Here is a 25346-nt window from a genome sequence, read left to right as displayed (position 1 = left end):
GGGTCCGTTTGTCCAGGCCGGCCTCGGGAACGCGGCTGGGGACGAGCGCGCCGCCGGCGGGGCGGCGCCGCGAAGGGAGTCTGCATCATGGCCAGCGCCCAGCAGCCGCTGCGCGGTAAGCGAGTCGCCTTCCTCGCCGCCGACGGGGTTGAGGAGATCGAGTACACGCAGTCCCGGGCCGCCGCGGAGCAGGCGGGTGCCGAGGCACAGCTCATTTCCATCAAGTCCGGCGAGATCCAGTCCATGAACCGGGACATCAACCCGGCCAACCGCTATCGGGTGGACCGTACGGTGGACCAGGCGGATCCCGCCGACTACGACGCCCTGGTGCTGCCCGGCGGGGCGGTCAACCCGGATCGCCTCCGGATGAACCAGGCGGCGATGAACTTCGTCAAGGCGTTCTTCCAGCAGAACAAGCCGGTGGCGGCGATCTGCCACGGCCCGTGGTCGCTGGTCGAGACCGGGATGGTCAAGGGGCGGACGGTCACCTCGTACCCCAGCCTGCAGACCGACATCGTCAACGCGGGCGGGAACTGGGTCGACCAGCAGGTCCAGGTGGACAACGGCCTGGTCACCAGCCGCGCCCCGGGCGACCTGCCGGCGTTCTGCGACAAGATGGTCGAGGAGTTCGCCGAGGCTACGCACCGGCAGACGGCAGCGGCCTGACGCGTGCCGCGCGCTGGTCCGGGGGCCGCGCCCGGTCCAGCGCCCGCCTCTGCGCCCGCTGAATGGTGTGGAACCGGCCCGAGCGGGAAGGCACTCCGGGTCACCCACCGCGCACCGCTCGCGCGTCGCGACGGACTGGAGAGGCATGGGCGCCAGAACCTTCATCGTGGCCGGAGGGACCAGTGGACTCGGTCTGGCCGTCGCCCGCCTGCTCGTCGAGGAGCATCAGGTGATCGTCCTGGGTGACGTGCCCGACGAGGTCGCCGCGGTGGCCGACGACCTGAAGTGCGCCGGGATCGTCTGCGACATCTCCTCCTACGAGCAGGTCCGGGACGCGTTCGCCGCTGCGGTCGACCGGTACGAGGTGATCGACGGCGTCGCCGCGTGCGCGTCGGTGTGGGCGGGCGGTGACCTCGAGGAACTGTCCCCGCAGCGGATCCGCCGCGCGGTCGAGGTCAACGTGCTCGGCACCACCTTCCTGTGCCGGGAGGCCCTGCACCACCTGCACCGGCAGGACTTCGGCAACCTGGTGTACGTCGGCGCGATGGCGGTGACCCGGGCCCGTCCCGGCATTCCCGTCTATCGGGCGACCAAGAGTTACGGCACCAGCCTGATCGAGTCGCTGGCCGAGGCGCAGCACAGCAACCGGATCAAGGTCATGCAGTTGCACCCGGGGCCGATGCCCACCCGGCTGCAGGAGCGGGTCGGCGACGAGTTCCTCGACCAGGTCTACGCCATGCCTGAGCAGGTCGCGCCCGAGGTGGTCCGGCTGCTCCAGTTCAGCCCCGAGGACCTGTACGTCTCCGGGGAGCGGGTACTGCGGGCGGACGGCCGGTGGTAGCCGCCAACGACGCCACCGCGGCCGAGCCACAGATCTCGGCGTGGGCGCCGTTGCGGACGGCGGTCTACCGCAGCCTGTGGCTGGCCCTGCTCGCGGCCAACATCGGCACCTGGATGCAGACGGTCGGCGCCCAGTGGCTGCTGGTCCACACGTCCGACGCCTCCACCCTGGTGGCCCTGGTGCAGACCGCCAGTCTGCTGCCGATGCTGCTGCTGGCGCTGCCCGCGGGCGCCCTCGCGGACACCTTCGACCGGCGGCACCTGCTGATCGCCGTGCAACTCTTCATGGTCGCGGTGGCGCTGGGGTTGACGCTGCTCACGGCGGCCGGGCGGATGCCGCCGGCGCTGCTGCTCACGCTCACGTTCGCCTTCGGCGTGGGGCAGGCGCTGACCCTGCCGGCCTGGGCGGCGGTGATCCCGGAGCTGGTGTCCCGCGAGCAGTTGCGGTCGGCCTCCGCGCTCGGCTCGATCAGCGTCAACGTGGCCCGGGCCGTGGGGCCAGCGGTGGCCGGTGTGCTGATCGCCCGGGCGGGGGTGGCCCCGGTCTTCGGCTTCAACGCCGTGGCGTTCCTGGTGTTCGCGCTGGCGCTGGCCCGGTGGCGGCCCGGCGACGCCCGCGCCGTCGAGGTACCCGAGCGGTTCACCGCCGCGCTGCGGGCCGGCGGCCGGTACGTGCGCCACTCGCCGACCGTGCGCCGGCTGCTGCGCCGCGCGCTGGTGTTCGTCATCCCGGCGAGCGCGCTGTGGGCGCTGCTGCCGCTGGTGGCCAGCCGGCGGCTCGGCCTGGGCTCCAGCGGATACGGCCTGTTGCTGGCCGCGCTCGGGGTGGGCGCCATCGTGGGCGCCCTGCTGCTGCCGTGGATCCGCACCCGGATGACCGCCAACCAGTTCCTGCTGGTCGCCGGGGTCCTGTACGGGGCGACGCTGGCCGTGGTGGCGTCGGTGCGGATCATCCCGGTGGTGTTGGTCGCGTTGCTGCCTGCCGGGGTGGCCTGGGTGGCCGTCCTGGCCAACGTCAACGCCGAGATCCAGCTGTTCCTGCCGGCCTGGGTACGCGCCCGCGGCCTGGCCGTCTACCAGGTGGTCCAGGGCGGCGGGCAGGCGGTCGGCGCGTTCGTGTGGGGCGTGGTGGCCGACTTCGGTGGGCTGGTCACCGCGTTCTACGTCGCCGCCGTGCTGATGCTGATCGGCGCATTGACCTCCCAGATCTGGCCGCTGCCGGACCTGCGCGGGGTGATCAAGGATCCGGCCGTCTACCGGCCGCCGCTGTCGCTGGTGCTCGAACCGGACCCCCGGATCGGTCCGGTGCTGGTGCTGGTCACGTACACCGTCCGGCCGGAGCGGGAGGCCGAGTTCCTGGCGGCGATGGACCACATCCGCGGCTTCCGGCAGCGCACCGGGGCGATGCGATGGGGCCTGTTTCGCGCCGGGGAGACCCCGGATCAGCTCACCGAGGTCTATCTGGTGCCGTCCTGGGACGAGCACCTGCGCCAGCACGGTGGCCGGTTGACGGAGGCCGACCAGCAGGCCGAGGACCGGGCCCGGGAACTCGCCGAGGGCGCGCCGGAGGTGCGCCACCTGCTGCCGGCCGCGGCCGACCTGGCGATGACCGACCATCAGGCGGCGGCGTGACCGGTGCTCCCGGCAGCACCGCCGCCACGTCGCCCATGTTCCTGCTCGACGGTATCAGCCCGACACGCTGGGCCGGCCGAACAGTGTGGCGTAACCGGACGGCAGCTGGGTCAACACGTCGTTGAGCTCCCCGCCGGACACCGCGTCGGCGATGGTCGTCAGGACCGCGCTGGCGTCCCACTCGGCGGTTCGCTCGGTCGCGCCGGTCCCGTCGCTGATCCGCTGGAGGAATTCCGCCACTCCGACGCGCTGGCCGCCGCCGGTCGTGGTCTCCAGGAAGTCGCCCAGCTGTTCCGGCAGTTGCGAGCCGAGCTGTCTCGCCTCGTCCGCGGTCAGCCGTTCCGCGAGGGCGGTCACCACCACGCTGATCACCTGCTGCGTCTCCGCGGCGTCGTCGTACTCGCCCCGTTCGCGCACCCGCGCCACGAATTCCTGATACTTCATCCCGCCCCCACCACAGCCGCAGCTCATCGGGGCCCCGGCGCCGGATGGGCCGCGACCGCCTGCCGGCAGACGGCGGCCTCAGACAGATGCCGCCCGCGAGGATGATCCTGGCACGTGTCGTCGGCCGGTGCGCCTGCTTCGGCGGCATCCGCTGGGGCCGGACGGCCGGGCAGGGCGGCGCGGAAGCCTAGGTGTGTTCTCGAAGCCAGGTGCGTAGCCGGTCGAGGGGACCGTCGGCGGGTGCTGGCGGCAGGGCGCGGAGCAGCTCCGCGTCGGTGGCGGGGCGGGCGGCCAGCGCGACCTGGCGCAGCAGCGCGCGGTCCACGGAGACGCCGCCGGTGACCCGGACGTTGACCTCCCCGCGCCGCAGCACATAGCCCTGCGTCGCGTCACCCCGGACGTAGGTCAGTCCGTCGCCTTCCGGTTGGCAGATGACCTGGAAGCAGATCGTGTCACTGGCCGCCCGGACGGCATGGAGCGAGATGAGCACGCTCTGCGGCCCGCTGGAATGGTCGGCCGGCTCATAGCTCATGCCGGGCGGAATGCCCATGGGCTGCCCGCGATAGCCCGGTACGTCCGCCACGAACATCCTCTCGGGCGCCGCTGCCGTTGCCCGCTCGGCTGCTGTAGCCGGACGGACCGTCAGGGCGGCCTGGCGCAGGAGTTGCCGGTCGACGGCCAGCGACCCGGCCACCACGACGCTCGCCGCACCACGGCGGACCCGGTATCCGTGCTCCACCACACCGTGGACGTAGGCCAGTCCGCCGGACTCCAGAGTGCAGTCGGCGGTGGACAGGTGCGAGTCCACGGGGACCTGGCACTGGCCATCCCGCCACGCCGACGGTCCATAGGCGACGATGGTGACGTATCGCGGCGGCGGGACGGCGTTCGGGTCGGCGGGCAGGAAGTCCCCGGTGCCGAGCCGGCCGCCGTAGGCGTCGTCGACCGGGCGATAGCCGGGGATCTCCACCGCGTAGGCGGTGCTGCGGTCGAGGCCGGCCGATTGCAGGCGCATCGGCAGCTCGTCCGGGCCGAGATGTTTCAACGCGAGCAGTCCCAGCGCGGCGACCCCGACGAGCGCCGCCGCTGCGCCGAGCCGGAGCGGTCGCGGGCGCAGGAGCATCCCTGCCATCAGGACGAACGGCACACCTCCGAGGACGACGGTCAGGACCTGATGGTTGCTGACCCCAAGTTGCGCCTCGTCCGTCACGGCCCAGCCCAACCGCCACAGTGCGGCACCGCCCCCGAAGACCAGCAGCGCCCAGCACGCCCGGCGCGGCGCGGTCCCGCCGAGGACCGAGACCGAGCCGGTGGGGGTGATGACCAGCCACAGACACGTGACGACGGCGGCCACGCCGCCCAGCGCGCCGGCCAGCACCGCGCCCCAACCGATGAAGAGCAGCGGCGCCAACCCCTGCACCACAGCCGGCAGCAGCAGGCCGCCCAGCGCCCATACGGCCCCGAGCTGCAGCGCGACGAGTCCTCGGGCGCCGTCGGCATTCGTCATGCCCGTGATCGTGGTGCGCCGCCGGCCCGGGCGCCTGAGCCCGCGTACTCACGGGCGGCCGACCTGCGGCTGGGAAATATATAGACAAGAGTCTTTACTGTTGACAAGGTTTAATTTATGTTCATCACATCTCCCACGTGTCCCCGGAAGGAGAAGCCGTCATGCGTCGAAGAATCAGCCTCCCGCTCCTCACGACGGGCGTCGTCGCGTCCACCCTGGCCGTCGCCGCGCCCGCCCAGGCCCACGGGTACGTCTCCTCGCCCCCCAGCCGCCAGGCGTTGTGCGCCCAGAACCGGGTCCCGGACTGCGGTCAGATCAAGTACGAGCCGCAGAGCGTCGAAGGCCCGAAGGGGCTGCGGAGCTGCCACGCCGGGATCGCCCAGTTCGCCGTGCTGAACGACGACAGCCGCAACTGGCCGGCCACCTCGGTCGGCAGCACGGTCACGTTCACCTGGGTCAACACCGCCCGCCACGCCACCAGCAACTGGGAGTACTGGATCGGCAACACCCGGGTCGGCGTCTTCGACGGCGGTGGCCGCCAGCCGGACGCCACCGTGTCGCACACCGTCAACCTCGGCGGGTTCTCCGGCCGCCAGAAGCTCCTCGCGATCTGGAACATCGCCGACACCGCCAACGCCTTCTACTCCTGCGTCGACCTGCAGATCGGCGGCGGTGGTGGCCCGACGCCCAGCCCGACCCCGACCACGCCGTCGCCCACGCCCACGCCCAGCCCGACGGTGAGCCCGACCAGCTCGCCCGCCCCGGGCGGCACGTGGACCGCCGGCCGGGCCTACCAGGTCGGTGACCAGGTCACCTACAACGGCCTGACGTACCGCTGCCGCCAGGCGCACACGGCGCTCCCGGGATGGGAGCCGCCGAACACCCCGGCGCTGTGGCTCCAGATCTGACCGGGCGGGTGCGGCCACGCCGGGCGTGTGCCGCACCCGGCCCCCGGCCGACGGAACGGAGGAACGGCATGCGTCGCCTGCTGCCCGCCGCCCTGCTGGTGATCCTGCTGTCCGCCGGGTGCGCACCCGATCCGCCGCGGCCCACCCCCGCGCCGAGCGCGGCCGCCGACACCCCGACCAGCGGCATCGACGTGCTGTTCCTGACCATGATGGTGGCGCACACCGAGCAGACCCTGGAGATCGTCCGGCTCGGGCTCGACCGCACGACGGACACCCGGATCCGTACGCTCATCGCCGCCATCGACGTCACCGAGACCGACGAACTGGCCAGCATGCGCGGCTGGTTGCGCGACGCCGGCCCTTCGGCGATGGCCGTCGCCGCCCGGCACGACCACTCCGGGCACAGCGACGCCGTCGCCGGCCTCGCCCGGCTGCGCGCCGCCGCGCCCGGCGACGTGGACCGGGTGCTCCTGGACGTGCTCAGCGCGCACCAGCGGACGGCGGCCGGCCTTGCCCGGGCGCAGGTGCGTGCCGGCAGCAGCGAGCGGGTCCGGGAGCTGGCCCGGCGCATCGAACGGTCGCGCACCGCCGAGGTCGAGCTGATGGCGAAGCTTCCGACCGCGCCGCCCGGGCGATGACGGACCGGCGGACCGTCCCTCCGGGAGAGCTGGCGGCTGGCCGCCCCTACTCGCCTCCTCGCCTTCCCGCCGCTGTTCCGCGCCGGCGTCTGCCGGTGGCGGGGTGGTGCCTTGGCGCGACTCCGCCAGTGACAGCTATTCACCCGACTGCGACGCCGGCGGTAGAACGTTTCGCATGTCATCACCATTACCGCCCTCTATGCCTGGCCGGGTCCGGCAGCGGCTGATCGCCGCCGTGACGGCGGCCGGCCTGATCACTGGCGGAATCGCCGCGGTCCAGGCGCCGGCGACCGCGGCGAACCCCACCACCGCCCCCAAGGCCCCGATCAAGTCCACGCACACCGTTACCCTGATCACCGGCGATGTGGTCACGGTGACCAGCTCCGTCGGCGGCGCGGAGACGGTCGATGTCGACCGGCCCGACAACGCCACCGGCGGCGTCCACCTGCAGGAGAGCGGCGAAGACCTGTTCGTCCTGCCCGACGAGGTACTGCCCCTGCTGGCCGCCGACAAACTGGACCGGCGGCTGTTCAACGTCACCGATCTCATCGAGATGGGCTACGACGACGCGACGACCGCGAGCGTGCCACTGATCAGCACGTACGCGCCGGCCAGGGCGCGCACCGCCAAGCCGGTCCCGCCGCAGGGCGCGAAGCTGGTCCGCGACCTGCGGCGGGTCGGTGCCGCAGCGCTGGCGGTGGACAAGCGGCACACCCGCTCCTTCTGGACCACCCTCGCCCCGGCCGCCCCGGGGTCCAGCCCGGTGCTCGGCAGCGGCATTGAGAAGCTCTGGTTGGACGGCCGGGTCACCGCCAGCCTCAAGGAGAGCGTGCCGCAGATCGGCGCTCCGCAGGCGTGGGCTGCCGGGTACGACGGCCGCGGGGTGAAGGTCGCCGTCCTGGACACCGGCGTGGACGCCAGCCATCCCGACCTCGTCAACCAGATCGACGACAAGGTCAGCTTCGTACCGGACGAGGACACGGCCGACGTCAACGGGCACGGCACCCACGTCGCCTCGACGATCGTGGGCACCGGTGCGGCGTCCGGCGGCTCGTACAAGGGTGTCGCGCCCGGCGCGGACCTCATCGTGGGCAAGGTGCTCAACAACGCCGGCTCCGGCCTGGACTCCTGGGTGCTCGCCGGCATGCAGTGGGCGGCCGAATCCGGGGCGGACGTGGTCAGCATGAGCCTGAGCGACCCGACGCTCTCCGACGGGACCGACCCGATGGCGGTGGCGGTCGACACGCTGTCCGCGCAGTATGGCACGCTGTTCGTCATCGCTTCCGGCAACGCCGGGCCGCAGAGCATCGGCACGCCCAGCTCGGCCGCCAGCGCCCTGACGGTCGGTGCCGTCGACAAGCAGGACCGGTTGGCGTACTTCTCCAGCACCGGTCCGCTGGTGCGCAGCGGTGCCCTCAAGCCGGACATCACCGCCCCCGGCGTCGACATCACCGCCGCCCGCTCGCAGCAGATGACCACGGGCTCCGGCCTGTATCGGAGCATCAGCGGCACCTCGATGGCCACCCCGCACGTCTCGGGCGCCGCGGCGATCCTGGCCCAGCGGCACCCGGACTGGTCCGGCGCGCAGCTCAAGGACGCGCTGATGAGCAGCGCGAAGGGGCTGGCCGCCGGGTACTCGGCGTACGAGGTGGGCACCGGCCGGCTCGACGTCGCCGCCGCCGTGCGGGCGACTGTCCGGGCCAGCGGCTCGGCCCTCTTCGGCAACTTCGACTGGCCGCACGAGCCCACCGACGCCCCGGTGACCAAGCAGGTGACGTTCACCAACTCGGGCAGCAGCGCCGTGACGCTGAACCTGGCGATCGCCGGTTCGGGCCCGTTCGCACTGGGCGCCTCCTCGGTGACGGTGCCCGCGGGTGGGAGCGCGAGCGTGCCGGTCACCGGTGACCCGACCAAGCCCGGCACCGGCCAGTTCACCGGCTACCTCGTCGGCACCGACGCCGCCACGGGCACGGCGGTCACCCGTACCTCGCTCGGTCTGCTCAAGGAGGACGAGCGCTACGACCTGAAGGTCAAGCTGATCGGCCGGGACGGCAAGCCCGCCGCCTCGAACGTCGTGATCAAGAAAGCCGGCGAGTTCTACCCGTGGGTGCTCACCGTCGACGGTGAGATGACGCTGCGGATGCCGCCGGGCACCTACACGGTCGAGTCGACGCTGGACGTTGCGGGTGAGCGAGCCGACTCGCTCGGCCTCGCACTGCTGGTGGACCCGGAGACCGCGCTCGACGGCTCCGGGGCCGAGGTGGTGCTGGACGCGAGCAAGGCGCGCCTGCTGGACACCGTCGCGCCGCAGCGGAGCCAGGACCGGCAGCGCAAGCTCGATTACACCGTCACGTACGCCAACGGCGACAGCTTCCGTGACGGGTTCGTGGTGCCGATCAAGTACGACGATCTCTACGTCACGCCGACCGACAAGGTCAGCCAGGGGTCGTTCACGATGGCCACCCGGTGGCGCAAGGGCGAGCCGCAGCTCAGCGTGGATGTTCCCGGCCTGCCGGCCGTGGACGTGACGGTCCAGCCGGGCAGCACCCTCACCGCCGGCCGGGAGACCCTGCCCGCGGTCTACGCGGGCACCGGTGCGGCCGCCGACTACGCCACGCTCGACGCGAAGGGCAAAGCTGTGGTGGTGACCCGCAGCGACGCGGTCAGCGCCAGGGACCGTACCGCCGCCGCCGTGGCCGCCGGGGCGAAGCTGCTGCTGGTCGTCAACGACGGCGTCGGCGTGCTCAACGAGTCGGTCGGCACGTCGCCGATCCCGGTCGCCACCGTGCACCGCGACGCCGGGGCGCAACTGGTCAGTCTGGCCAAGGCCGGCACGTTGCCGCTGATCACCAACCAGGTGCCGAACGCGAGCTACGTCTACGACCTCACCCGCAACTACTCCGGGCAGGTGCCGGACCGGGCGCTCACCTACCACCCGAACAGGAATGACCTGGCCCGGATCGACGCGCGCTACTACAGCGTCACCGGGGGAACGGACGGCGGCGGCTACCGGTACGACATGACCTTCAAACCGTCCCTCGGCTTCCAGGAGCGGGAGTGGCACCCCGCCACCCGCACCGAGTGGGTCACCCCGGAGCAGGCCTGGCACGAGTCGCACGTGCAGGGCAGTTGGACGGACACGGCCAACCGCAACACGTACGCCAAGGGCAGCACCACCCGCCACGACTGGTTCGCCCCGGCCATCCGGCCGGCGTTCAACCGGGCGTTCGCGGTCCAGAACAGCCGATACCGCGACTACATGACCATCAACGTCCAGGCCTGGAGCCCGTCCGGTGAGGGGCTGGAGCACGGCGGCAACCTGGAGTGGGGCTCGGTGCCGACCAACCTGAAGCTCTACCAGGGCGACCGGATGCTGTACGAGAACAAGTACTCGTCGAGCATGCAGTGGCAGTCGGTGCCGGCCGGCACCCTGCCCTACCGCCTCGTGCTGGACGCCTCCCGCCCGGCCGAGCAGTGGCGGCTGTCGACCCGCACGCACACCGAGTGGGACTTCGTCTCCAGCTCCAACGAGGCGGACAACTTCGAACCGTTCGCGTTGCTGCAGATGGAGTACCGGCTCGACACCGACCTGCACGGCGACGTGAAGGCGGGCACCACCGAGGGGATCCGCCTCAAGCCGATCCCGCAGGCGGGCGGCGGGCCCAGCACCGGCAACGTCACCTCGGTGACCCTGGAGGTGTCGTACGACGACGGCGCCAATTGGCAGCGGGTGACCTTGAGCAAGGACACCGGCGACTGGTGGAACGGCGCGCTCAAGCTGGCGAATCAGCCGGGCGGCTTCCTGTCGGTGCGAGCCACCGCGACCACCGACGCCGGCTTCGGCATCAAGCAGGAGATCATCCGGGCGTACGGCCTCCGGTGAGACCGTTCGAGGGGCCCTGGGGCGGCGACGTCCCGGGGCCCGTCCCGTCTTTCCCATCCCCACCTGGGTCTGGGCAAGATCCAACACTGTGGCGCATACTCTCCCCGCAGCGACAGGTGGAGGGGAGGCGGCCGCCGATGCTGGGCGCGTTGGGTCTGAGCCCCGAACACGAAGCGGTGTACGGCGTGCTCGCCGGCCGTGCCCAGGCCAACTCGGCGGAGCTGAGCGAAGCCCTGCACCTGCCCGCGTCCGCGGTCGAGGCGGCGCTGGCGCAGCTGGCGGCGTGTGGTCTGGTGAAGTCCACGTCCGACGGCGAGTACGCCGCGGCACCGCCCGCGCTCGCGCTCGGTGCGATGATCAGCGAACGACGGGCAGCCCTGCGCATCGCCGAACTGGCGCTCGTCAACCTCGCCGAGGAGCACCGCAAGGCGATGGCGGGCCGCACCATCAGCGAGTTGATCGAGGTGGTCACGGGCGTCGAGGCGGTCCGGCATCGGTTCGCGCAGGTGCAGCACGCCGCCCGTACCCAGGTTCGCAGCTTCGTCACCACACCGTTCGTCGCTGTACCGCCGGGTGAGAATTCGGCCGAGTCGCAGGTGGTGGCTCAGGGTGTGCGCTACCGGGTCGTGGTTGACCGGGCGGTGCTCGCCGAGCCGGGCGTCGTCGCCGAGACCATCGACTCGCTGCGCAGGGGCGTCGAGGTGCGAGTGGCCGAGTCGTTACCGATCAAGCTCATGCTGGCCGACGCCGAACTGGGCCTGGTGCCCTTGACCATCACGCCGGGCGACGAGCCCGGGGCGGTGCTGCTGCACCGTGCCGGCCTGCTCACGGCGATGGATGCGCTGTTCGAGATCGTGTGGCGCGGCGCCCATCCGCTCGACGTTTCCGCATTCGGCGAGCTCACCACCGAGGACACCCAGGGCGCGGACGCGGCGGCGCCAACCGGGTTGGACCGCAGAATCCTGGCTCTGCTGCTGGCCGGACTCACGGATCAGGCGGTCGCCAGCCAGCTCGACCTGTCCCTGCGAACCCTGCAACGCCGCCTCCGCTACCTGATGGATCTCGCTGGCGTCCAGAGCCGGATGCAACTCGGCTGGTACGCCGCCCGCCACAACTGGGCGTGACCGGTCCGAGCGTCCGACCGGCGTCCACCGCGGAGCACCGCTCCGTAAGCCTCGTTTCGGCAACGGATCTCGCGATCTCCGCCGCATGCGAACCTCCACTTTGGCGTCAGCGGGTGAACCGCGACAGGAGTAGGAGGTGCTGACCGAATGTTTCGCCACTCGTCGGATGATCGGCTGGTTAAAGGCACCGTAGCGTCGATTCGATTCACCTCGCACGGGTCTGGTTACTGAACGTGAACGCCGGGCGAGCGCTGCGGATGGGCGTGGCGGGCCGCCCGGTGGCGGTGGTGGATCGGCGCTCCGTGCTGTCTTTTCCAACCCCCGAAAGGAGCAGCGGTGCCTCTGCATTGGCGTCCGTCCCGTGGTCGTCGCAACGCCGCGTTGTTGCTGTCCACGACCCTGGTCGCGGCTACGACGTCGTTGACCGCGGGACCGGCTTGGGCTGAGCCCGATGGGCCTGGTCCGAAGAATCCGATCTTCCTGACCGGCCCGAACGAAGGCGCGGCGAAGGACATTGCCATGTCCTATCTGCGGGCTCATCCCGGCGACTTCAAGGTCGCCGCCGGAGACCTGTCCGACCTCGCGGTGGCGTCGAGCTACACCAGCCGCCACAACGGGGTGACCCACGTCAACCTGGCCCAGCGGTACAAGGACCTTGACGTGTTCGGGGCCACCGCCACGGTCAACATCGCCCGGGACGGCAGTGTCATCTTCGTCGGTGACAGCCTCGTGCCGGATCTGTTCGGCAAGGCCTCCGGCGCCGCGTCGTTGGACGCGGTCGAGGCCGTGCAGGCCGCCGCCGACGCGTTGGATCTGGCGGATCCCGCCAACCCGAAGGTGATGAGCCGCAGCGGCGGCGCGGCGCAACGGACGGTGGTGTCCGGCAGCGGCATCTCCGACCAGCCCATCCCGGCCAAGCTCGGTTGGCAGCCGACCGACGAGGGGTTGCGCCTGGCCTGGCAACTCGTCATCGACGACTCCTCCGACACCCACCTCTGGAACGCCAGCGTCGACGCGCACACCGGCGAGCTGCTCAACGCCGACGACTGGACCGACCACGACAGCCCGAAGGACCTGGCCGCGACGCTCGGCCGACGCGAGGCCCCCGCCACCACGGTCGCCACCACCAGCACCCCCGCCGCCAAGATCCGCCCCCCGAGCCCGGTCGATGACGGGTCCAGCTACCGCGTCTTCGAGTTCCCGAAGGGTGACCCGAACGACGGCCCGCAGACCCTGGTGACCAACCCGGCGGACGGGGACGCCTCGCCGTACGGCTGGCACGACACCAACGGCGCCCCGGGCGCCGAGTACACCATCACCCGGGGCAACAACGCGCACGCCTACACCGACCGGGACGCCAACAACCAGATCGACCCCGGCAGCTCCGCCGAGGGCGGCGCCGGCCTCACCTTCAACTTCCCGGCCGACCTGAACGAGCACCCGCAGACCTACACCCAGGCCGCCGTGGTGAACCAGTTCTACTGGTGCAACATGGTCCACGACCTGACCTACCGGTACGGCTTCGACGAGGCGTCCGGCAACTTCCAGGTCAACAACTACGGCCGGGGCGGCACCGGCGGCGACGACGTGCAGTGCGAGGCGCACGACGGCTCCGGCCAGAACAACGCCAACTTCTCCACGCCGGCGCTGGACGGCGGTCGCCCCCGGATGCAGATGTTCCTCTGGCCGGGCAACCAGTTCGGCCTGCCCAACGCCGTGACGATCGACGCGGGGTCCGGCGCCGGCACCTACGAGGCGGAGTACGCGCGGTTCACGCCCGCGCCCACCAGCGCCGGCTTCGCCGGCGAGGTGGTGCTGGTCAACGACGGCGTCGGGGCGATCGGCGACGGCTGCACCGCCTACACCCTGCCCCAGGGTGCGATCGCCGTGGTCGACCGGACCAGCGGCTGCAACTTCTACACCCAGGTGGCCAACGCCGAGAAGGCCGGTGCCGCCGCCGTGGTGGTGGTCAACAACGTGGCGGGCGCCCCGGCGGCGATGAGCGGATCCATGAGCCCGGCGGTCGGCATTCCCGCGGTCATGGTGAGCCAGGCCGACGGAAACCGCATCAAGGGCGGCCTGCCGGCCGCGGGCCGGGTGCACCGCAACCTGGCCCGGCCGGCGATGCGGGACGCCTCGTTCCGCTCGGAGACGATCTTCCACGAGTACGGCCACGGCGTTTCCAACCGGCTTACCGGTGGCCCGACCGTCAACTGCCTCACCGGCGACGAGCAGATGGGCGAGGGCTGGAGCGACTTCCTCGCGATCACCGCGCTGCTCAACCCCGCGATCGACGACCCGGAGAACGCCCGCGGTTACGGGCAGTACGCGCTGTTCCAGGACAGCCGGGTGGGTGGCGGCATCCGGCCGCGGCCGTACTCGCGGAACATGGACATCCAGCCGTTCACCTACGACAGCATCAAGACCGGTGGCTGGCTGGACGGCACCTCCCTGGCCGCGCCGCACGGCATCGGCCACGGCTGGGCTTCGATCCTGTGGGACATGACCTGGAACCTGGTCGACCGGCACGGGTTCAACCCGAACGTCTACGAGGCGTGGAACACCGGCGGTAACAACCTGGCGCTGCAGCTGGTCATCGACGGGCTGAAGATGCAGGGTTGCGGCCCGGGCTTCGTGACCGGCCGTAACGCGATCATCGCCGCCGACGCCGCCCTCACCGGCGGGGAGAACGCCTGCATCCTCTGGGGCTCCTTCGCCCGCCGTGGCCTGGGCTACAGCGCGGTGCAGGGCACCACCGGTCGCAACGACAACAGCGAGGCGTTCGACACCCACCCGTCCTGCCGGGGCGACTTCGTCGGCCGCTCGGCGCAGCCAGCGCTGAACACCGTCGTCGCCGGTGACGCCGTACCGATGAAGTTCCAGCTGGCGGCCAATCGCGGCCTGGACATCCTCGCCAGTGGCTCGCCGTACTCGCGGCTGGTCGACTGCGACACCCTCAAGACCGTCGGCCCCGACGGCGCCACCACCCCGCGGCCGACCCCGGTCGCGGCCCGCAACCCGGGCGGATCGAGCATGTCGGTCAACGCCAACGGCCAGTACAACTACCCGTGGAAGACGGACCCGTCCTGGGCCGGCACCTGCCGCGAGTTCGTGCTGACCCTCGACAACGGATTCCAGCACCGGGCCTACTTCAAGTTCACCAGCTGAGCCCTCGCTGCCGGTGGGAGCGTCCCGACGAAGAACGCTCCCGCCGGCGGCGTGGCAAGCGATGAGGGCCAGCTCCGCATGGAGCTGGCCCTCATCGTCGCCGGGTCCAGCCCGGGTCGTCCGGAGGTCAGCCGACGGACTTGTTGTAGCTGTCGATGGCGCCCTGCACGCTGGCGGCGGCGTCCTTCATGGCCTGCTCCGCAGGCTTGCTACCGACGATCGCCGCCTCCAGGCCGTCCTCGGACGCCTTGCGCGCCTGCGGCATCACACCGAGCAGGCATCCGGCCGACGCGACCGACGGGGGCAACGCGTGCAGTTGGTCGACGGCGGTGCGGAACTGGGGGAACTTCGCCATCCAGTCCTTGTCGATCTGCTCCTCCAGGGCCTTGGCGTTGATCGGCACGTAGCCGGTGCCGGTGTGCCACTTGGCCTGCGCGGCCGGGCTGGACGCGAACTTCACGAACTCCCAGGCGGCCCGCTTCTCCTGCGCACTGTGGCCGACACCGCCGATCCACAGCGAGGCTCCGCCGATGATCGGGCCACCCGCCGACGAGCTGTCCACCTTCGGGTAGGGGGCGGTGAGCACGGTGAACTTTCCCTTCGCCGCGTCGACGTAACCGCGCAGCACGCTGGTCGACTCCAGATGCATGGCGACCGTACCCGCCTTGAACGCGGCCTGCGCGTCGTCGGTCTTGCGCCCGGTGTTGGTCGCGTAGCCGCCCTTCACCAGGTCCGTCCACCACTGCGCGACGCCTACCCCGGTCTCCTGGTCGAACTGGACTTTCGAGGCCAGGCCCGTACGCCCGTTGCCGTGGTCGCAGTACTCCTTGCCGTCGGTGGCGAGCAACTGCTCCAGCAGCCAGCCGTAGATCGCGGCGCCGAAGCCGTACTGGACGGTCTTGCCGCTGGCGTCCTTGACGGTCAGCTTCTTCGCCAGTTCCCCGATCTCGGTGAGGTTGCGCGGCGGCTTCGTCGGGTCGAGGCGGGCCCGCTCGAACGCCTCCTTGTTCAGGTACAGCAGCGGCGTGGAGGAGTTGAACGGCATCGACCACAGCTTGCCGTCGATGGAGTAGTAGCTGGCGATGTTCGGCTCGATGTCGGCGGCGTTGAACGCGTCCTTCTCGACGAACTTGTGGACCGGCACGACCTGCTTCGAGTCGACCATGAAGCGGGTGCCGATGTCGTAGATCTGCACCAGGGCCGGGGTGCTCTTCTGCTGGACCGACGCCTTGTACTTGGCGATCGTCTCGTCGTAGCTGCCCTGGAAGACCGCCTTGACCTCGACCTTGCCCCCGCTCTGGGCGTTGAAGTCGGCGACCAGTTGGTCGACCGCCTGGGCGTTCGGTCCCTTCATCGAGTGCCAGAACTCGATGGTGGTCTTGCCCGTGGCCTTCTCGAGCACCTCCGCGCCGGGCGCGTCGAGCGCGTCGCCGCCGGCATCGGATCCCGAGCCGCCGCATCCGCCCGTCGCCGCGACGGCCACCAGGGCGACGAATGCCGTCATCGTTCGGCGGAGTCGAAGTCTTGTCATGCGTTCTCCTTCTGTCGGTTCAACGCAGGGCGCCGGCGGTGAGCCCGCGGACGATGTAGCGCTGACCCAGGATCACGACGGCCAGCGTGGGGAGCAGCGAGAGCGCCACGCCGGCGAGGACCAGACCCGGTTGGGCGGCCTCCGCGTCGTTGAGCTGCGAGATGCCGATCTGGAGCGTCTGGAATTCGGTGTCCCGGATCAGGATCAGCGGCCAGAAGTACTGGTTCCAGGCCGAGAGGAAGACGTACACGCCGACCGCCGCGATGGACGGCTTGGACAGCGGCACGAGGACCCGCCACAACAGCCGCCAGTGGCCGCAGCCGTCGATCACCGCGGCGTCCCGCAACTCGGACGGGAACTGCAGGAAGGCCTGGCGTAGCAGGAAGGTGCCGAACGCCGAGGCGAGGAAGGGCAGCACCAGGCCGAGGTAGGTCAGGCTGCCGCGGGCCAGCCCCCAACCGGAGACGGTCAGGTAGTTGGGGATGATGATCGACTCCCACGGCACCATCAGGGTGGCGAGGAACAGACCGAAGGTGGCGGCCCTGGCCGGCAGGCGGAGGAACGCGAACGCGTACGCGGCGACGATGCTGGTGACGACCTGGGCCAGGGTGATGGCCCCGGCCTGGATCGCGGAGTTGAGATAGAACCGGCCCAGCGGCACCGACCGGAACACGTCGGTGACGTTCTGCCAGTGCAGTTCGGTCGGCACCAGCGCGGGCGGGTAGGTCGCCAGGTCGCCCGGGCCCATCACGGCGCCGACGAAGCCGTAGTAGACGGGGAACAGGACCGGGATCGCGGCCACGCCGAGCACGACATAGACGGCGACCTGGCCGAGGGAGGGTTTCCTCATCGGTAGTGGACCCGCCGTTCGAGGATGCCGAACTGCACGGCCGTGCAGGCGAGCATGATGATCAGGAGTACGACGGCCTGCGCGCTGGCCGCGCCGAAGTCCGCCGAGCCGAAGGCGAACGCCTTCTCGTAGATCGAGTAGACCAGCGTGGTGGTGGCCTGGTCAGGTCCGCCCTTGGTCAGGATGTGGATCTGCCCGAAACTCTGCAGAGCGTGGATCGTGGAGACCACGACGAGGAAGAACAGTTGCGGGGAGAGCAGCGGCACGGTGATCCGCGACGCCAGCCGCCAGCCGGTCGCGCCGTCCAGCCGGGCGGCCTCGACGACCTCGGGCGGGATGGCTGCCACACCGGCGGACAGGACGAGGATGTTGTAGCCGAAGTTCATCCACACCGTCGCCGCGCAGACGGCGGGCAGCGCGATCGAGGGATCGGTCAGCCAGTTGACCCGGTCGATCCCGAACGTGCCGAGCAGGCCGTTGGCCACCCCGATCGCCGGGTTGTAGATGACCGCGAAGACGACCGAGGCGGTCGCCACCGAGAACGCGAACGGCAACGCGAACGCGGTCCGCAGCACCCGTACGCCTCGGATGCGTGCCTCCAGCAGCAGCACCACGACCAGCGCGCCGGCCACAGCCGGCAGCACCGAGAAGAGCGTGAACAACGCGGTCGTGGCCAGAACCCGACCGAACTCCGCGGACAGCATCTCCCGGTAGTGGTCCGCACCGACGTACGCCGACGGGGCGCCGAAGATGTCATTGCCGTGTACCGACAGGTACAGGGTTCGCCCGAGCGGCCAGAACACGAACAAGGCGAAGACCACCACCGACGGCAGCAGCAGCAACCACCCGAGACCGGCTTCGCGGAGGCGAAGGCGCTGTCCCCGCGGGCCGCCGGAGCGAGTGGTCTCCCCGGTCGGGGCACGGTCGGCAGGTGGTGCGTTGACGGTGCGAGGGGGAGGCACGGCAGCACAGTATCAACGACATCGATTAGAAGAAATCCTTACACCCCGGATTCGGGGCCGGAAATTATCTGCAGCGCCAGGCGTCCGACCGTACTGCCGACTGTGGCCACCAGGGCGGCGGAGTCCTACGGCTTGCGAGCCACTCCGGCCCAGTAGTAGGCGGCGTGCGGGTCGCTCGGCGCGCCGTTGTCGGGCTGCCAGGCCATCACCGGCGCGATTCCCGGTTCGATCAGTTCCCACCCGTCGAAGAAGCGCGCGACCTCGTCCCGGCTCCGGGGCACCAGAGTCATCCCGCCGTGATTGGCGGAGGCCACGGCGGTCGCCATCGCCTCCGGGTCGAAGTCCCCGGTGGGGTGGGTGATGGCCACATAGCTGCCCGACGGCAGGGCGTCCATCAGCACCCGGACCTTGCCAAACGGGTCGTCGGCGTCCTTGAGCAGCATCAGGATCGCGATCAAGGTCAGGGCGACCGGCTGGTCGAGGTCGAGCGTGCCGGTCAGCGCCGGATCCTGCAGGATCTTCTCCGGCTCCCGCAGGTCGGCGTGGATGTACTCGCTACGCCCCTCGTCGGTGCTGACCATCAGGGCCCGCGCGTGCACCAGCACGATCGGGTCGTTGTCGACGTAGACCACCCGGGTCTCCGGGGCGATCTGCTGGGCGACCTCGTGCAGGTTCGGCCGGGTCGGGATGCCGGTGCCGATGTCGAGGAACTGCCGTACCCCCGCCTGCCCGACGAGGTAGCGCGCCACCCGGTGCACGAAGCTCCGGTTCTCGGCGGCCATCGCCCGGATCGTGGGGATCGCGGCGACCAGTGCCTCCGCCACCGCCCGGTCGGCAGCGAAGTTGTCCTTGCCGCCGAGCCAGTAGTCGTAGATCCTCGCCGAGTGCGGCACGGTGGCGTCGATGCCGGCGGACGCCGGCTGCTGCTGGTCTGTCACTGCCTCGTCACCCTGCCGCACGAGCAACCTCCCACTGAGGACGATTCGCGAATTCGGCACAGCCTAGCGCGGCACCGCCCCGGCGGCGTGCTCCAGCAGCGTCTATTCGTACGGTTCCGCGGGTGGCGTGATCTGCTGCCAGGCGTCCAGTTGGAAGTACGGGATGTCGGAGTCGTTGACCGGGTCCTTGACGGTGTGGGGGATCCACCGGCCAGTGGCCCGCACCCAGGTGTCGGCCGGCAGGTGGGGCACGTCGCCGCGCAGCCCGATCTTGATAGGGATGCCGTCGGCGGCGCAGCAGGACAGCACGATGCGGGCGAGCATGGGTTGGCCGTCGGGGCCGGGGGCCAGGAAACCGGTGAGCTGGATCTGCCGGCCGCGCAGCGTCCGGCCCTGGTCGTAGACCGCCCGGTAGCCGTAGTCGAGGAGGCTGAGCCGGGCCGGGTCGCCGGGCGGCAGGGGCGGGTAGGCGACGTCCTGGTTGTCGGTGAGGGCGGAGCCGGCGCGGGCGGCGGTGTCGGCGCCGAGGGCGGGTGGCACGACGAACAGCAGCGCGAGCGCCGGCAGCAGCAGCAACCAGCCGACCGCCGGCCCGGAGTGCCCGTGCCCGTCGTCGTCCGTTCCGGCGGGCCGGTACCTGTCGCGGATCTCGTGCACCAGCGCCATCACGGCGGCGACGACCAGCAGGACGCCGGCGGCGATGAGGAAGGGCCGCAGGCCCTGCTTGACGTAGCGGAGATACAGGTCCGTGAGGCTGGCGCGCAGGATCGCGCCACCGAGGAAGACCATCACCACGGCCTGAGCGCCCCGGTTCACCAGATCACCGTCCCGGCTGCGGCCGCGACGAGCACGGCGAGGGCGAAGGTGGCCGGGGCGAACCGGGCGGCGAACCGCCGTCCGAACATGCCGGCCTGCATGGACACGAGTTTCAGGTCGACCATCGGACCGACCACGAGGAAGGCCAGCCGGGCGGTCAGGGAGAACTGCGACAGCGACGCGGCAACGAACGCGTCCGCCTCCGAGCAGATCGACAGCAGCACCGCCAGGGCCGCCAGCGCCAGCACCGACAGCACCGGCCGGGCGGCCAGGTCGTGCAGGAACTGCTGGGGTACGGCCACGTTGATCGTGGCCGCGGCCATCGCGCCGACCACGAGGAACCCGCCGGCGTGGATGATGTCGTGCCGGCAGGCCGCCCAGAACGCCGCCATCCGCGGCAGGCCGTCAAGGTGCGCCCGGTGCGGCAGGCGGATCCACTCCGTGCGGCCCAACCGCAGCCACAGCCAACCCATCAGCAGCGCCACGACCAGACTCGCCCCGCCCCTCGCGGCGACCATCTCCGGGTTACGCGGAAACGCCACCGCGGTCGCGGTCAACACGATCGGGTTGATCGCCGGCGCGGCGAGCAGGAACGCCAACGCCGCGGCTGGGGTGACCCCGCGGCGGATCAACGACCCCGCGATCGGCACCGACCCGCACTCACAACCGGGCAGCACCACCCCGGCGACCCCGGCGACCGGCACCGCGAGCGCCGGATGCCGGGGCAGCGCCCGGGCCCAGAACGACCGCGGCACGAAAACCGCGATCACGGCCGACAGCACCACCCCGAACACGAGGAACGGCACCGCCTGCACCAGCACCGACACGAACACCGTCAACCAGGTCTGCAACCGCGGGTCCGCCACCAGCGCGCCAATCTGCCGGTACAGGACGCCGACGAGGATGAGCAGCACACACAGCACCTCGACCGAACCGATCGCCCGGTCTCGCCGGGGTGGAACGGGTGTGGTGGCTGGCGCCGGTGACGGCGGCGCGGGCGATGCGGACGGCGGCGCGACGAGGTCGGCGGGGTCGATTGCGCTCAGTACGGCCACCTTCTTCGCGTGGACGGCAGAAGCGTAGAGTCCCCACAGTGTGACGCAGCGTCCGGGACGGCGGAGACCGATCCCGCCATGATGGCCTTTCGCCGACGGCGCGCGGGCGAACGGTCACCGGGGCGGCCGGGCCCGTGGTCGGGCTGATCAGGGTCGCTGGTCGCGGTGCCGACATATGCGCAACGCATAATGGATTCGGCGGTAGCCTGGCCGGCGCCCAACAAGAGCCCGGCGGGTTGTGCGGCCGACGAGGACGAGCGGAGACGGCGGTACGGTGACTCAGGCGATCCCGAACGTGACCCGGAACACGCGCCAGCGCGCCGAGGTGCTGCAGCTGCTGCGTGAGGTCGAGGGCTTCCACACCGCGCAGCAGCTGCACCAGATGCTCCTCGCCCGCAAGGCCCGGGTGGGACTGACCACGGTCTACCGGACGCTGCAGCTGCTGGTCGACGCCGGTGAGATCGACTCGACCCGGCTGCCGGGCGGGGAGCAGCTGTTCCGCCGGTGCAGTCAGAGCCGGCACCACCATCACCTGGTCTGCCGGGAGTGCGGTCGCACGGTCGAGGTGGCCGGTCCGGCGGTGGAGCGCTGGGCCGACCAGGTCGCGAGCCAGCACGGCTTCACCGATGTCGGCCACACGCTGGAGATCTTCGGCACCTGCGCGCAGTGCGCCAAGTGAGCACCGTGGTCAGCCGGTTCAGATGGTCGCCGCGGCCGGCACGCTGACGGCCTGCGCGCCCATCCGGAAGTCCGCAACGATCTGGGCGGTGAGGTCCGCCCCGGTCCGGTCGTTGGCCCAGGCCTCAGCGTTGCGTCGATGGAACTCGTCCGCCCACCGCGTGAAGTACGTCCCGTCAAGGTCGGAACGAGATCAGGTCATCGATGCCGACGGTGTGGCCCGCTGGACCACCAGCAGTGACAGACCGCGGGACCCGCCGCTGTGGTGGGAACTGCGGTGTACCAACGCGGCAGGCCACCACGCCGCGTGCTGACCGCACGCAGCGCGAGGCGCTGTCCGGCGGCGGGCGGCGCGTCGTGATCAGCATCGGCGGCCGGGTCGACGTGACGGGCCGGCGCCCGCCGACCGGCGTTGCCCGAGGCTGCCACCAGCGCTGGTCGCCCGGTAGGTCGCCGGCCGCCGGGCGAACGACCGACTGCCCGGCCGGCCGTGAGCACCGGTTGAACCCGCTCGACCGGGTCGGCTGCCGACGAAGCTGATCCACGTCGCTGCCGCAGGCGGAGGAACGCCGCAGCCGCGACAAGCACGGGCACCGTTCCTGCCAGCGCGCCGACGAGCGCGGGCAGGCCGGGTTGGACACCGCCGGGCAGGACCAGCAGGACGAGGGCCACCGAACCGGCCGTGACCACCCGACGGATCGCGGTGCCGCCCGCGGCTGCCGCGAGTGGCACGATCGCCCAGAGCAGGTACCACGGATGCACCACCGGGCCAGCAATGACGACCACCGCGAGCGACAGGCCGAGGGCGGTGACCGGTCCGATCCGCGCGCTGCGCCGCCACAGGGCCACGCACAACCCCGCGGCAACGACGAGACCCACCAGCCAGACAACGTGCCTCGTCTGCTCCACCCCGACGCCGATCAGGTGGTGCAGCACCGTGCCCACCGCCCAGCCCAGGTCGGTGGTGATCGACATCCAGGTACGCGCGTGGGTGGGCGTACCCAGGGCCTGCACCCAGCCGAAGCTCATCCCGGCCAGCGCCGTGACCAACACCGCGGTGACGCCGGCGACCGCGCCGCCCCACAGCGCAACCCGCAGTCGTGGCCAGCGGCCACCGATCTGCCGCGCCCAGATGGGCACCACGAAGGCGATCGCCAGCGCCGCAGGCGCCTTGACGAGCGTGGCGAGCGTGAGCAGCACGACCCCGACCACCGGTCGGCGCCGTAGCGTCATGACCAGGCCGACACACATCAGGCCCAGCATCACCGCCTCGTTGTGGGCATCGCCGATCAGATGGAGCAGCACGAGCGGGTTGAGCACGCCCAGCCACATCGCCGCCGCCGGGCGCACCCCGCAGAAGCGGGCCAGTCGGGGCACCGACCACACCAGCAGGCCCACCCCCAACAGGGCCAGCAGACGCATCCCGAGGATGCCCGCCCAGACGCCACCCCCGGTCACCTCGGTCACCCCGCCGGCGAGGTTGAGAAAGATCGGACCGTACGGCGCCGGCGTGTGCTGCCAGATGTCGGGCACGTTCACCGTGAGGGGACCACCCAGGGCGGCTGGTCCGACCTGATACGCGTCCAACCCGGCCCTGGTCATCGCACCCTGGGCGAGATAGCTGTGGACGTCGCCGCTGAAGATCGGGATGGTGAGGGCGAAGGGTGCTCCCCACCATGCCGCGGTCGTCGCCAGGCTGCGGCAGGAGGTGCCACCGGAACGAACCTGCCGGCCCACGCGCCACCAGGCGAGCAACAGCATCGTGAGGCCGACGTAGACCACGGCGACCGACAGTGCCGTCGACGCGCGCGCCTGATGGACGATCGGCAGATTGATCGCCACCTCGCCGACGGGCCGTACGCCCGCCAGCAACCCGCCCACCACGGTCACCAGCGAACCCACCGTCCCGAGCAAGCGGTGCGCGGCCAAGCGGTACCTCGGGGGCCGTACGGACACCTGGTCATCGCACTCTGTCGTGGCGCTAAGCAACATCATCAGCAATCAGCAACCATTCGCCCGGGCAGTGATCGCCGTCGAAGGCGATCCGCGACTGCCGTCCGCCGCACCTGGCAGCCCTCGCCGCGGTCACTCGCCGCCGAGCGGAAATGGCTGCACCTCCGACTGAATCTAGCGTTTCCCGTCGCCTTGCCGTCCGGATAACGAAGGGTGTGGCTGCTGATGAGGAAGTAGGCGGCGATGACTGACGGGGCGACGCGGGCGGGAAACGCGGCAATGGCGAAGCGGAAGTGCGCCTTTGTCCTGCTCCGGCCCGTCAGGCCGGGACTGGCCGGTAGATCAGCCTGTGCCGTTCCATGGGTGGGATGATGACCGTCCCGGGCGGATTGGGCGCAAGTAACCAGGCACTTTTAAGTCGTCCGCAATTTCGCGACGTCAATGATTTCCGCGACGCGGAGCCCGTTCTGTTGCGGCCGTCAGCCGACATTCTTTGCGACTTCCGTCGACCCGGTGATCGGCCGATGAGCCTTGCCGGCAGAAGCGAATCCACGAGCAGGACGCCGGGGTACGCGCGGACTGCGCGTACCCCGGAACGTGCTCACAGAGCGGACGGACCGCGACCACGGTGTACGGCGTGGTGGGGGTCGGCGGCGTGGTGAAGCGCGCGTTGGGCAGATAGAGGCGGCCGAGGGTGCTTGCCACCGTGGTGGGGACGTCGAAGTTCGGGTCGGTGATGGTCCCGGTCACCGTGCCGGCGGTCCCGGAGGGGTTCAGCTCGACCGCGGCGATCTGGTTGAGCCGGTTCTGGACGATGTAGAGCATGCGGCCGACGAGCAGCAGCCCGTCGCCGTTGGCGAAGGTGTGACCGGGCACGTCGACCGTGGTGGTGACGCCGGTCGCCGGGTCGACGCGGAAGAGGATGCCGGTGTTGGACTGAACGACGATCAGGGCCTTCCCGTCGGGCGTCCGCGCGATGCCGTTGAGGTTGATCCCGGTGCCGACCTGCTGGTAGGCGCCGGTGAGGGGGATCGCCGTGAAACCGTCGGCCGGCGGCGGGGCGCCGTCGCGGCCGAGTGGCAGGCGGTAGAGGACCGGCTTGTTGGAGTCGGTGAAGTAGGCCGCCTCTCTGGTGAGGACGACGTCGTTGACGAACGTCGGGGCGGTGGCGAACTGGTAACGCGCCAGGACGGCCCCGGTGCGGGTGTCCATCACCCGGGCATCGCCGGCCGTGCCGCCGGAGACGAAGAGCCGGCCGCGCCGGTCGACCTTGAGCCCGACCGAGGGGGTGCCGGTGGCGGGGCTGATCTGCTCGCCCTCGCCTGAGATCAGGTCGGTGCGGTAGATGGCGCCGGTGGCGCGGGATCCGAAGTAGGCGTACGTGCCGGCCGTGGCGATGCCTTCGGGCTGGAATCCGTCCGGCAACGAGATGGCGTTGGGCTTGGCCTGCCCGCCGTGCGCCTGCGACGGGGCCTGCGGAACGGTGGCGAGGAGGGCGGCGGCCAGGGCGACACCGAGGGCGCTCCTGATGCGTTTGTGCACCGTGCTCCTTCCGGTTGGCAGGCCGGCAGCTGATGAGTGGGAATCCCCGGAATCGTGTGCCTGCCAAGATCAGCGGGGCCAGGACTTCCCCCACTGTACTTTCCGCACCGCACGTTTCTAGCCTCGATCATTCACGGCTGAGGTCGCCGGTTGTGGCCCCGCGCCCATGATCGCTGTTGTTCGATGCGTTTGAGTTGAGGGCATGGTGGTG

General features: G+C 70.9%; 19 protein-coding genes. 9 read left to right on the top strand and 10 right to left on the bottom strand.

Annotated elements, in window-relative coordinates:
• Positions 1–87 precede the first annotated feature (87 nt).
• From ACFYML_RS30275 to ACFYML_RS30265, 3 genes are all read left to right on the top strand, one after another.
• On the top strand, positions 88–666 hold the full coding sequence (locus ACFYML_RS30275; protein WP_387423864.1) for a type 1 glutamine amidotransferase domain-containing protein: 579 nt from the start codon (positions 88–90) through the stop codon (positions 664–666).
• 145 nt (positions 667–811) lie between these two features.
• The gene (locus ACFYML_RS30270; RefSeq protein ID WP_387423863.1) at positions 812–1507 is read left to right on the top strand and encodes an SDR family NAD(P)-dependent oxidoreductase; all 696 of its coding nucleotides are present in this window, start codon (positions 812–814) and stop codon (positions 1505–1507) included.
• Positions 1501–3138 (top strand): MFS transporter, encoded by a 1638-nt coding sequence (locus ACFYML_RS30265; protein ID WP_387423862.1) that lies wholly within the window; start codon positions 1501–1503, stop codon positions 3136–3138. The genes ACFYML_RS30270 and ACFYML_RS30265 overlap by 7 nt, the downstream gene beginning before the upstream one ends.
• A 54-nt stretch (positions 3139–3192) precedes the next feature.
• On the opposite strand, the gene ACFYML_RS30260 is transcribed toward ACFYML_RS30265, so the two are convergent.
• The gene (locus ACFYML_RS30260; protein WP_357442548.1) at positions 3193–3582 is read right to left on the bottom strand and encodes a DUF2267 domain-containing protein; all 390 of its coding nucleotides are present in this window, start codon (positions 3580–3582) and stop codon (positions 3193–3195) included.
• A gap of 187 nt (positions 3583–3769) precedes the next feature.
• Positions 3770–5089 (bottom strand): hypothetical protein, encoded by a 1320-nt coding sequence (locus tag ACFYML_RS30255; RefSeq protein ID WP_387423861.1) that lies wholly within the window; start codon positions 5087–5089, stop codon positions 3770–3772.
• A 161-nt stretch (positions 5090–5250) separates the two neighbouring features.
• Between ACFYML_RS30255 and ACFYML_RS30250 the strand changes: the two genes are divergently transcribed.
• The 5 genes from ACFYML_RS30250 (at position 5251) to ACFYML_RS30230 (ending at position 14810) form a co-directional block, all read left to right on the top strand.
• Positions 5251–5997 carry a lytic polysaccharide monooxygenase gene (locus tag ACFYML_RS30250; protein WP_387423859.1) on the top strand — a complete coding sequence of 249 codons (747 nt, stop codon included), beginning with the start codon at positions 5251–5253 and terminating at the stop codon, positions 5995–5997.
• 68 nt (positions 5998–6065) lie between these two features.
• Positions 6066–6635, top strand: coding sequence for a DUF305 domain-containing protein (locus ACFYML_RS30245; protein WP_387423858.1), 570 nt, complete (start codon positions 6066–6068; stop codon positions 6633–6635).
• Between the two features lie 175 nt (positions 6636–6810).
• Positions 6811–10518: a S8 family serine peptidase gene (locus ACFYML_RS30240; protein ID WP_387423857.1), complete on the top strand. Its 3708-nt coding sequence runs from the start codon at positions 6811–6813 to the stop codon at positions 10516–10518.
• Positions 10519–10655: 137 nt separating this feature from the next.
• Positions 10656–11642, top strand: coding sequence for a TrmB family transcriptional regulator (locus ACFYML_RS30235; RefSeq protein WP_387423856.1), 987 nt, complete (start codon positions 10656–10658; stop codon positions 11640–11642).
• A gap of 519 nt (positions 11643–12161) precedes the next feature.
• Positions 12162–14810 carry a M36 family metallopeptidase gene (locus ACFYML_RS30230; RefSeq protein WP_387423855.1) on the top strand — a complete coding sequence of 883 codons (2649 nt, stop codon included), beginning with the start codon at positions 12162–12164 and terminating at the stop codon, positions 14808–14810.
• Between the two features lie 127 nt (positions 14811–14937).
• On the opposite strand, the gene ACFYML_RS30225 is transcribed toward ACFYML_RS30230, so the two are convergent.
• The 6 genes from ACFYML_RS30225 to ACFYML_RS30200 all read right to left on the bottom strand — a co-directional run bounded on the left by ACFYML_RS30225 (position 14938) and on the right by ACFYML_RS30200 (position 20953).
• The gene (locus tag ACFYML_RS30225; RefSeq protein ID WP_387423853.1) at positions 14938–16341 is read right to left on the bottom strand and encodes an ABC transporter substrate-binding protein; all 1404 of its coding nucleotides are present in this window, start codon (positions 16339–16341) and stop codon (positions 14938–14940) included.
• 19 nt (positions 16342–16360) lie between these two features.
• A complete protein-coding gene (locus ACFYML_RS30220; protein ID WP_387423852.1) occupies positions 16361–17191 on the bottom strand; it encodes a carbohydrate ABC transporter permease in 831 nt (276 codons plus the stop codon).
• Positions 17188–18153 carry a carbohydrate ABC transporter permease gene (locus ACFYML_RS30215; protein ID WP_387423851.1) on the bottom strand — a complete coding sequence of 322 codons (966 nt, stop codon included), beginning with the start codon at positions 18151–18153 and terminating at the stop codon, positions 17188–17190. Before ACFYML_RS30215 ends, ACFYML_RS30220 begins: the two co-directional genes overlap by 4 nt.
• 125 nt (positions 18154–18278) lie before the next feature.
• Positions 18279–19091 (bottom strand): SAM-dependent methyltransferase, encoded by an 813-nt coding sequence (locus ACFYML_RS30210; protein WP_387423850.1) that lies wholly within the window; start codon positions 19089–19091, stop codon positions 18279–18281.
• Between the two features lie 102 nt (positions 19092–19193).
• The gene (locus ACFYML_RS30205) at positions 19194–19907 is read right to left on the bottom strand and encodes a TIGR03943 family putative permease subunit (protein ID WP_387423849.1); all 714 of its coding nucleotides are present in this window, start codon (positions 19905–19907) and stop codon (positions 19194–19196) included.
• Positions 19904–20953 carry a permease gene (locus ACFYML_RS30200; RefSeq protein WP_387423928.1) on the bottom strand — a complete coding sequence of 350 codons (1050 nt, stop codon included), beginning with the start codon at positions 20951–20953 and terminating at the stop codon, positions 19904–19906. Before ACFYML_RS30200 ends, ACFYML_RS30205 begins: the two co-directional genes overlap by 4 nt.
• 247 nt (positions 20954–21200) lie before the next feature.
• Here ACFYML_RS30200 and ACFYML_RS30195 point away from each other — a divergent pair, with 247 nt between their 5' ends.
• Positions 21201–21641 (top strand): Fur family transcriptional regulator, encoded by a 441-nt coding sequence (locus ACFYML_RS30195; protein ID WP_387423848.1) that lies wholly within the window; start codon positions 21201–21203, stop codon positions 21639–21641.
• A 197-nt stretch (positions 21642–21838) separates the two neighbouring features.
• Here the strand turns inward: ACFYML_RS30195 and mptB are convergent, their stop codons facing one another.
• Positions 21839–23632: a polyprenol phosphomannose-dependent alpha 1,6 mannosyltransferase MptB gene (mptB, locus tag ACFYML_RS30190; RefSeq protein ID WP_387423927.1), complete on the bottom strand. Its 1794-nt coding sequence runs from the start codon at positions 23630–23632 to the stop codon at positions 21839–21841.
• 399 nt (positions 23633–24031) lie between these two features.
• Positions 24032–25135 (bottom strand): SMP-30/gluconolactonase/LRE family protein, encoded by a 1104-nt coding sequence (locus ACFYML_RS30185; protein ID WP_387423847.1) that lies wholly within the window; start codon positions 25133–25135, stop codon positions 24032–24034.
• Positions 25136–25346 lie beyond the last annotated feature (211 nt).

Source organism: Micromonospora sp. NPDC007230 (genome assembly GCF_042869115.1).
Taxonomy (GTDB): Bacteria; Actinomycetota; Actinomycetes; order Mycobacteriales; family Micromonosporaceae; genus Micromonospora.
Note: the sequence above shows the minus strand (reverse complement) of the source record. Positions and strands in the feature narration are given on the sequence as shown.

Bases quoted from the DNA above. Each gene is read 5' to 3' on its own strand.
- ACFYML_RS30250 (WP_387423859.1), top strand. From the start codon at position 5,251: ATGCGTCGAAGAATCAGCCTCCCGCTCCTCACGACGGGCGTCGTCGCG.
- ACFYML_RS30255 (WP_387423861.1), bottom strand. From the start codon at position 5,089: ATGACGAATGCCGACGGCGCCCGAGGACTCGTCGCGCTGCAGCTCGGG.
- ACFYML_RS30245 (WP_387423858.1), top strand. From the start codon at position 6,066: ATGCGTCGCCTGCTGCCCGCCGCCCTGCTGGTGATCCTGCTGTCCGCC.
- ACFYML_RS30240 (WP_387423857.1), top strand. From the start codon at position 6,811: ATGTCATCACCATTACCGCCCTCTATGCCTGGCCGGGTCCGGCAGCGG.
- ACFYML_RS30230 (WP_387423855.1), top strand. From the start codon at position 12,162: ATGTCCTATCTGCGGGCTCATCCCGGCGACTTCAAGGTCGCCGCCGGA.
- ACFYML_RS30225 (WP_387423853.1), bottom strand. From the start codon at position 16,341: ATGACAAGACTTCGACTCCGCCGAACGATGACGGCATTCGTCGCCCTG.
- mptB (WP_387423927.1), bottom strand. From the start codon at position 23,632: ATGTTGCTTAGCGCCACGACAGAGTGCGATGACCAGGTGTCCGTACGG.
- ACFYML_RS30220 (WP_387423852.1), bottom strand. From the start codon at position 17,191: ATGAGGAAACCCTCCCTCGGCCAGGTCGCCGTCTATGTCGTGCTCGGC.
- ACFYML_RS30270 (WP_387423863.1), top strand. From the start codon at position 812: ATGGGCGCCAGAACCTTCATCGTGGCCGGAGGGACCAGTGGACTCGGT.
- ACFYML_RS30235 (WP_387423856.1), top strand. From the start codon at position 10,656: ATGCTGGGCGCGTTGGGTCTGAGCCCCGAACACGAAGCGGTGTACGGC.
- ACFYML_RS30275 (WP_387423864.1), top strand. From the start codon at position 88: ATGGCCAGCGCCCAGCAGCCGCTGCGCGGTAAGCGAGTCGCCTTCCTC.
- ACFYML_RS30260 (WP_357442548.1), bottom strand. From the start codon at position 3,582: ATGAAGTATCAGGAATTCGTGGCGCGGGTGCGCGAACGGGGCGAGTAC.